The organism is Clostridium sp. ZBS15, from assembly GCF_023845705.1.
Taxonomy (GTDB): Bacteria; Bacillota; Clostridia; order Clostridiales; family Clostridiaceae; genus Clostridium; species Clostridium aquiflavi.
The window spans coordinates 20,959-27,800 of record NZ_JAMQHY010000065.1 but is presented as its reverse complement, the minus strand read 5'-3'; the positions used below and the strand labels follow the sequence as shown (position 1 = coordinate 27,800).

Annotated in this window: 7 protein-coding genes; all 7 read right to left on the bottom strand. The window is 28.9% G+C overall.

Annotated elements, in window-relative coordinates; translation table 11 throughout:
* Positions 1-52: 52 nt before the first annotated feature.
* The 7 genes from leuD to NG904_RS15895 all read right to left on the bottom strand — a co-directional run bounded on the left by leuD (position 53) and on the right by NG904_RS15895 (position 6,698).
* A complete protein-coding gene (gene leuD, locus NG904_RS15925) occupies positions 53-538 on the bottom strand; it encodes a 3-isopropylmalate dehydratase small subunit (protein WP_252232643.1) in 486 nt (161 codons plus the stop codon).
* Positions 539-552: 14 nt separating this feature from the next.
* Positions 553-1,812 (bottom strand): 3-isopropylmalate dehydratase large subunit, encoded by a 1,260-nt coding sequence (gene leuC, locus NG904_RS15920; RefSeq protein ID WP_252232641.1) that lies wholly within the window; start codon positions 1,810-1,812, stop codon positions 553-555.
* A 44-nt stretch (positions 1,813-1,856) separates the two neighbouring features.
* Entirely contained in the window at positions 1,857-2,366 is a 510-nt protein-coding gene (gene ilvN, locus NG904_RS15915) for an acetolactate synthase small subunit (RefSeq protein ID WP_252232639.1), read from the bottom strand.
* Between the two features lie 366 nt (positions 2,367-2,732).
* Entirely contained in the window at positions 2,733-3,146 is a 414-nt protein-coding gene (locus NG904_RS15910) for a hypothetical protein (protein ID WP_252225038.1), read from the bottom strand.
* A gap of 805 nt (positions 3,147-3,951) precedes the next feature.
* On the bottom strand, positions 3,952-5,295 hold the full coding sequence (gene glmM / locus NG904_RS15905) for a phosphoglucosamine mutase (RefSeq protein WP_252232637.1): 1,344 nt from the start codon (positions 5,293-5,295) through the stop codon (positions 3,952-3,954).
* Positions 5,296-5,485: 190 nt separating this feature from the next.
* Complete coding sequence (locus NG904_RS15900; RefSeq protein ID WP_252215116.1) at positions 5,486-5,782, bottom strand: YerC/YecD family TrpR-related protein; 297 nt, start codon at positions 5,780-5,782, stop codon at positions 5,486-5,488.
* Between the two features lie 82 nt (positions 5,783-5,864).
* Entirely contained in the window at positions 5,865-6,698 is an 834-nt protein-coding gene (locus NG904_RS15895) for an AIM24 family protein (protein WP_252232635.1), read from the bottom strand.
* Between the last annotated feature and the right edge of the window lie 144 nt (positions 6,699-6,842).

Below are 6,842 nucleotides of genomic sequence, written 5' to 3'. Positions count from 1 at the left end.
TAGCGTACTTTACACTATCTATTTTTATTTATTTCTTATTGCTTACTAAAAATTATTTGTTTTTTATATATCCTATTAGCCCATCATTATCTATAATTTTTTGCATAAATTCAGGAAATGCTTCACCTTGATATTGTTCATTTTTACTTAGATTCTTAATTATCCCTGTTGAGAAATCAACTTCAAGTTCATCTCCATTATTAATATTTTTTACTGCTTCATCACACTCTAATATGGGTAAACCTATATTTATTGAATTCCTATAAAAGATTCTTGCAAATGTTGATGCTATAACACAGCTAATCCCCGATGCTTTAATTGCTATAGGTGCATGTTCTCTTGAAGAGCCACAACCAAAATTTTTATTAGCAACTATTATATCCCCATCCCTTACATTATTAACAAACTCTTTATCTATGTCTTCCATACAATGTGAAGCAAGTTCTTTATGATTAGATGTATTTAAGTATCTTGCTGGAATTATTACATCAGTATCAACATTATCACCATATTTAAATACTCTACCTTTTACGTTCATATAAAAATCCCCCTTTATACTAACTCTGGATCAGTTATTTTTCCTGTTAAAGCTGATGCTGCTGCTACTGCTGGACTAGCAAGATATACTTCTGATTCAACATGTCCCATTCTACCCACAAAATTTCTATTTGTTGTTGAAACACATCTTTCACCTTTTGCTAATATTCCCATATGACCACCTAAGCATGGACCACAAGTTGGTGTTGAAACCACTGCTCCTGCTTCAATTAAATCTTTAATAATACCTTCTTCTAATGCTTGTAAATAAATCTTTTGAGTTCCTGGAATAACTATGCATCTAACTCCTTTTTTAATTTTTTTCCATTTTAAAATTTCCCTTGCTATTCTCAAATCTGATATTCTCCCATTTGTACAAGATCCAATAACTACTTGATCAATATCTATATTTCCTACATTATCAATAGTTCTTGTATTATCAGGTAAATGAGGAAATGACACTGTTGGTCTTAAAGTATTTAATTCTATCTCTATAACTTCATCATATTCTGCATCTTCATCAGCTTTATAAACTTTCCACTCTTTCTTAGTATGTTCTTTTAAATACTCAACTGTCTTATGATCTACTGGGAATATACCATTTTTTCCTCCTGCTTCAATTGCCATATTAGCCATTGTAAATCTGTCATCCATGGAAAGATAACTTAATCCATCTCCAACAAACTCCATTGATTTATATAAAGCTCCATCAACACCTATCATTCCAATTATGTGTAAAATTATATCTTTTCCACTTACCCATTTAGCTGGCTTATTTTTAAGAATAAATTTTATAGCTGATGGAACTTTGAACCAAGTTTGTCCAGTAGCCATTCCTGCTGCCATATCAGTTGAACCTATTCCAGTTGAAAATGCTCCAAGAGCACCGTATGTGCAAGTATGTGAATCAGCCCCAATAACCACATCCCCTGCAACAACTAGTCCTTTTTCAGGAAGTAAACAATGCTCTATTCCCATTTCTCCTACTTCAAAGAAATTTTCTATCCCCATCTTATTAGAAAATTCTCTAACATACTTTACCTGTTCAGCTGCTTTTATATCTTTATTTGGAGTAAAATGATCTGGCACAATTGCAATTTGACTTTTATTAAAGACTTTATCAATACCAAATTTTTTAAATTCATTTATAGCCACTGGTGTTGTAATATCATTTCCTAAAACTAAATCAAGATTTACTTCGATTAATTGACCTGCTTTTACACTTTCTAATCCTGCATGTTCCGCTAATATTTTTTGAGTCATTGTCATCCCCATTTTTATCATCCTCCTAAAAATATGTTTTTAACTCAGCAAATATTTTAATATTCCTCAACTGAATTTTTAATTGTTGAAATTCCCCTTTGAAGAGCAGTTATACCTGTTCTAACCATCTCTTCTATTCCATATTCCTCCATAAGTTTTATTAATGCTGATATTTTATTCTCATCACCTGTCAACTCTATAGTTAATGTATTTGGTGAAACATCAACTACTTTACATCTAAATATCTTTGCTGTTTCATTAATTGCTGCTCTTTCATCTCCACTAGCTTTAACTTTTATAAGTACTAATTCTCTATAAACGGAATTATCAGAAGTAATATTTATTACTCTTATAACATCTTCAAGTTTATTTAATTGCTTCTTAACTTGTTCTAAAACATCATCATCTCCGCTTAAAGTAATCGTCATTCTAGATACTAAAGGATCTTCTGTTCTTCCTGCTGTTATGCTGTCAATATTATATCCTCGTCTTGAAAATAACCCTGAAACCCTACTTAATACACCTGATGAATTCTTTACTAAAACGGATAATACATATTTCCTCATAAAATCATACCTCCGTAAAATTTATTTAAAGCAAAAACCACTTTTAATGATACAAACCATAAAAAGTGGTTAATCTCCGCTTATATAAAATATCACTAGGTTCTAACAAACCCTTGCATATAACGGTTGCACACCATTAACTTTTGCTTTTTTTAAAGTTTACTCTTATAAAATATCAAAGTCAACAACCGTAGATTATTTTTACAAAACTTATATATTAAGGAATATTTTTTGATGTATATTTTTCATTTAGTCAATAAAACAACTGTTTTATTGATAGTTTAAAACTATACTTCGTTTAATTTTATCATATTGATTTTATCGTACTTGTTCATTAAACATTATAATAATACATAATTTTTATCATTAATCTGGATCACCATAAGGTTCCATCATGTCTATAGTTTCAATATCTGGTAATATAGTATCTAGATTATAATCATAAACATTAAAGCTTATTTCCTTCGCTAATAATTTTGATATTATTTCTTCCCTTTCAGCATCAAAAACCACTTGATCTCTTACAATTTCTATGAAATTATCTATGCTATAAACTTCACATCGTCCTTCATCTACTCCTAATTGAGTACATATATTTCTTCTTGGTTCCTCTGCTCCAATTTCCGTTGCATCATTATAATCATCTTTATCAATTTTATGGTCTATAATCCTTTCATAATATATATTTATATAAGCTTTTGCTAATTCTAAATCATCGAACCCCTTAGTATCACCATTTGGCATAACTAATAAATATTCATTATACGGAACTATATTCATAAGCTTTTCCCTCCTTAGCATGTACTTTTGTATATCACCTTATTTATACCCTAGTTTCACAATTGCTATTCTCTAAACAAAAAAACTCAATTTTTATTCTTATTGCATATTTTTAAAAATGACCATATAAAAAGAACCATCACAAAATGATTCTTAATCACCTTATGATGGTTCTTTATAAATTTATTAGTCTCAAATTTACTTATATATAATAATTTTATATTAAAATCGAATTAATGTTTATGTTTTAATATAATGAGAACTAGCATTGGAATTTGCTTTTTAGCTTAATGTTTATGTTACAAATAAATGTTGATATATTAAATAGGTAAAGTGGCTTTGTAATTTGACTTTTAGAACTGTTAAGTGAGATTCGAAATTTTATATTTCGCTTCTCGAACTTACTCAGCGACTGCATAGGAGTCGAGTTTCCTTTTCATAATCACATTTACTGCTTGTCTCAATTTTACATTGGGAACAAGCTAAAATGGGACTATACTNNATTTTAGCATTCCTAAGTTCAATTACTCTGTCCAATTTGTTTATACATGTATCAACACTCTACTAAAATATAGCCTTATATTAAAATCGAATTAATGTTTATGTTTTAATATAATGAGAAATGGCATTGGAATTTGCTTTTTAGAATTCTTAATGAATATTGTCACATTTACTGCTTGTCACAATTTTACATTGGGAACAAGCTAAAATGGGACTATATCCATTTTAGTGTTCTTAAGTCCAATTACTCTGTCCAGCTTTACCTATAAATATATCAACATGTGGCTAAAACATAAACTATCCTTTATATTTTAGATAAAATTAAGTTAGCTAAACCATGAGCCATTTCATCTATTTCTGCTTGGTTTTCACCTTCTAGCATAACTCTAACTAACGGTTCAGTTCCTGATGGTCTTATTAAGACTCTTCCTACACCATTTAGTTTTGCTTCAATTTCTTTAATAGCTTCCACTATTTCTGCATCTTCTAAGTATATGTTCTTTTTATCATTAGGAACAGTTGCATTAACTAAAACTTGTGGTAATTCTTTCATTACAGAACATAATTCTGATAATGTTTTTTCTTTCTTTTTAACTATTGATGCAATTTGAAGAGCTGTAACAAGCCCGTCTCCAGTTGTATTATAGTCTAAGAATATAACATGACCTGATTGTTCTCCGCCTAACACATAGTTGTCCTTAGTCATTTCTTCAAGAACATATCTATCTCCAACTTTTGTTTTTTCAAGCTTTATTCCTAAGCCTCTACATGCAATATCTAAACCTAAATTACTCATAACAGTTACAACTAAAGTATCTTCCTTTAGTTTACCTATTTCTTTTAGATAATTTGCACATAACATTAATATGAAATCACCATTTATTAATTTACCATTCTCATCAACTGCTAAACATCTATCAGCATCTCCATCAAATGCAAATCCTAAATCGCAGCTTTTTTTAACAACATAATCCATAAGTTCTTCTGGGTGTGTTGAACCACAATTTTTATTTATATTAGTTCCATCTGGATTATCATTAATTACAAAAACATCAGCACCTAAATCTCTAAATGCTTTTACAGCAGATTTATAAGATGCACCATTAGCGCAATCTAGTGCTATTTTCATTCCTTTTAAATTATAAGGAATTGTTTGTTTTGCAAATTCTGTATAATCTTCTAATGCCGCAACTTCGATTCTTTCTCTTCCTAAGTCTATGCCAATAGGACTTGGTACTCCTTCAAAATCACTTTCAATTACTCTTTGAATTTCATCTTCTAATTCATCAGAAAGTTTATATCCTTTATTATTAAAGAACTTTATTCCATTGTATTCTACTGGATTATGAGAAGCTGATATCATTACACCTGCATCTGCATCATATTTTCTTGTTAAATATGCAACTGCTGGTGTTGGAACTACTCCTAATATTACTGCTTCTGCTCCAACTGATAATATACCTGCAACTAAAGCAGACTCTAGCATGTCCCCTGATATTCTTGTATCCTTAGCTACTAATATTTTTGGCTTATGTGCACCTTCTGTTAAAACGTATGCACCAGCTCTACCTAAGTTATAAGCCATTTGAGCTGTTAACTCAGTATTAGCAATTCCTCTAACTCCATCAGTTCCAAACATTCTATCCATATTTTTACCTCGCTTTTTTATTATCTCATATATCTAATTACTATATTATTATGAAATAATAGTAAATTTGATAATTATCTATTTAAGTTGATAATTTTTTTAATTTTATATATAACAGTATAATGTTTTTCATCAATATTGACAATGTTTTAAGTATCTTTTAACTATTTATAGCAAAAGTTTAATAAATTTATTTTTCTAATTTTTCTAAAATTGTTTTATAACCATTGCTACCATAATTTAAACACCTATTCACTCTACTTATAGTTGCTGTACTTGCCCCTGTTGCTTCGGCAATCTCAGTATAAGTTTTTTTACTATTTAAAAGCATAGCAACATAAAATCTTTGAGCTAATGATTTTATTTCATTGATTGTAGCTACATCTTCAAAAAAGTTATAACATTCATCTATATTTTCAAGTTCTAAAATTCCTTTAAAAAATAAGTCTAATTCTTCGCTTTTAATTTTCGAATCTGACGAACTCATTATCTCTCACCTCTTTAATTATTTCATCTTTAAATATTATAACTTTAACTTCTTTTCTTTACAACTTTAATATATCAAAGCATTAATTTTCCGTATTTCTTTCTTTGCTTGGCTTAGTCATTTCTTTAAAGCTTTTAGTTCTCATATCGTCATATATAGCTTTAGTTGGAATAAGCCATACTTCTCCCGTACCTCTATATACATTAACAAAACCTTCACCACTTGTTATAGCACCTGTAATAGATTTAGATGATTTTTCTACAGAAAATTCAATATTTCCAGTCCTTAAAATTGCAAAATTTCCATCTACTTTTAATATATCGTCTATTAATATACATTTAAATATTTCAGTTTCTGGAACAGGTATTTCTAATGCAACTATTCCATTACCGCTTATTTTAGTTTGACATAATCCTTCATTTCCTAAAAATGCTGAAGATAAATTTCTCTGTATTGATGCTCCTACCTCAATTCCATCTTCACAAGCACAAAACAGTCCGTCATCTACAATTATTTCATCATCTTCTAATTCAATTAAAGCAAAATGTCCAAAGGATGGTTCTAAAAATATTTCTCCTGAACCTTTATAAATTGGCTTAAACATAGTTTCACCAGTTAATTTACTGGTAATAAACTTTTTACCTAAACCAAATACTCCACCTATATCACTTTTAATATCTATATTACCTTTCATGTAGCTCAAAAGACCTGATTCTAATTTTACTGAGCTGTCATCAAGTATTATTCTTATTTGTTTTAATTTTATATTACTTTCATTAATTACATTTAATCCAAAAGCTGTTTCTAAATCAGTAGCTCCATTTAAATCACTATATTCTAAAATTTGAAATTTTGAATCATTCTCCATTTCAGTTAACATAGTTAATTTGTTGGTTATATTTAAAGAACTTCTCAAAGCAGTTCCCCCTTTAATATTATAATAATTATTTATTAACCTTGACTTTATTATCGTTTATTATTCATTTATACTATAGCTTTGATTAATAACATTCCAAATTCAACATCAACTTATTTAAATCTAAGGCTATGTTTTAGCAGA